Raw genomic sequence first — 1,903 nt, 5'->3', positions numbered from 1 at the left:
AGATAGACATTGCCTTTTTTAATATTAAATTTTTTGTTTTATTGCTCTGATTAAAGAGATACTCATCATCATCATTATAAACTTTGCCTATTCTCTGCTGACTACTTCCTGATTCCACTTGTTCTCACCTCACTTTTTTTTTAGAAAATAAAAAATCCCGCTTAGTAGGTATACTAAACGAGATATAATTTCACACAAATAAAACTTCATTTAAATATTGAATTTATAATAAAATCCAAATAACTAAACTTAGAGTCCTACTGTTCTAATAGCACATATCCATTATTCACTCCTATATCAACTCTAGGAATATAAAATGAAACTTGATTCAAGTGGAGGGTTAACTCCATCTAAATCTCTAGTCAAATTTATCTAGAAACCTGTGCCTGTTTTTCCCCACTTACACCTATAGAAGATAAGGGGTATTGCACCCATTAGTTATCAGATAAATACTAGCTATTAGATATAATTATATGTTTTAAAAATATAATTCAAGATTATACTTTTAACCGTTCAAGCTTTAGCTTCATAGGGCAATGAAATTGCATTAAAGTACGCCTTGTTTCTTCGACGTGCTCTGCTAACCTGCGCATAGTGTCTCCACTACTCTGCGGCAGCAATCCGTATCCCTATAGTAACCTCACCTACCGAAATAATTTATTAACATTTACAATACTATACTATTCAGATTACCACAAATTGTAAACACTTTTTTAGAAACTTTTTAGAATATTTTTCTCCTATCTGCACATACTACTACTGTAAACCTATTGAATGAGGAGGTCATTAAGATGAATAGTCAAATTAACCAAAACATTCATACTAAAGAAGCATCAAAAGCTAATGAAGTTGGAGACAGTCCAACAGAGTACTTAGGCTTATAAAGCTTAAAAAAGTTTTATAGGCGGTTTAAAAAAGAAAAACTACTACAATTTTGCAAAAGCATTTTTGTAGTAGTTTTTTTATCTGTTAGCTAGTGCCTATAATATCTCCATCTTCTATGAGTGGAGGAAAAAGTATCAATGATCTTCTATACTTTTAATTGTATTTTCTATCTTTTTTGATATAATATAAATATAAGAAAAGCATAGTGCTGGTACACTATGCTAAACCTAGAACATTTATTTGTTTTTGGGGCTATTGAATGTTATGAATTAAAAAGCGCTATTTTTGGTTGGATGGGCGCTTTTTTTCTTTGTTCTTTTTTATTATGTCATTTACTATCTACTCTGTTACCCACAAAAAAGTCAGTAATTTTCAAGAAACCTCCTTAGATGTATAATTAAATTATACAATAAAGCTTAAGGAGTTTTGAATATGTTTAAAATTGAAGTAAACGGTGAAATTTATAAAAACCACTATATAGATATGAATACTTATATAATAGATTATAAAGGTGAATGTTACCTTGTTGACCCTGGATATGAAAAAGAAAAAATACAAAAAATAGTTGAAGAAAATAACCTAACAGTTAAGGGAATATTATTAACTCACTCACATCTTGACCACATAAGTGCTACTGATGTATACAACGTTCCTATATATCTTTATGAAAAAGAGTATGACTTATTTATGGATAACTATCATAACTTATATAATGAACGTGGTATTAAAAGACACTATAACCTAGATGGAAGAGAGTTTATAAAACTTAAAGCTGGAGATACATTGCCTTTAGGAGATAAAGAAATCACATTCATACCAACTGCAGGACACACTATTGGTGGAGTATGCTATAAATTTGAAAATGATTTATACTCTGGAGATACACTATTTAAAGGTTCAGTTGGTAGATCAGACCTTAAAACAGGAAATATAGAAGATTTAAAAGAAAGTGTAGTTAGACTTATAGACAGTCAAGAAGACTCACTAAATGTTCATCCTGCACACGGCCCTAGCACAA

General features: G+C 30.2%; 1 protein-coding gene and 1 riboswitch. The gene reads left to right on the top strand.

The window, feature by feature from the left end; all coding sequences use genetic code 11:
- Window positions 1–496: 496 nt before the first annotated feature.
- Window positions 497–659, bottom strand: a riboswitch (M-box (ykoK) riboswitch).
- 658 nt (window positions 660–1,317) lie between these two features.
- Window positions 1,318–1,903 (top strand): MBL fold metallo-hydrolase (locus ACRDDY_RS18180; protein ID WP_438566342.1); only part of this gene is annotated, 586 nt, incomplete at its 3' end.

The sequence above is a fragment of the Clostridium sp. genome, from assembly GCF_051656525.1.
Taxonomy (GTDB): Bacteria; Bacillota; Clostridia; order Clostridiales; family Clostridiaceae; genus Clostridium.
The sequence above is the reverse complement of the archived record's forward strand: the minus strand, read 5'-3'. Positions and strand labels throughout refer to the sequence as shown.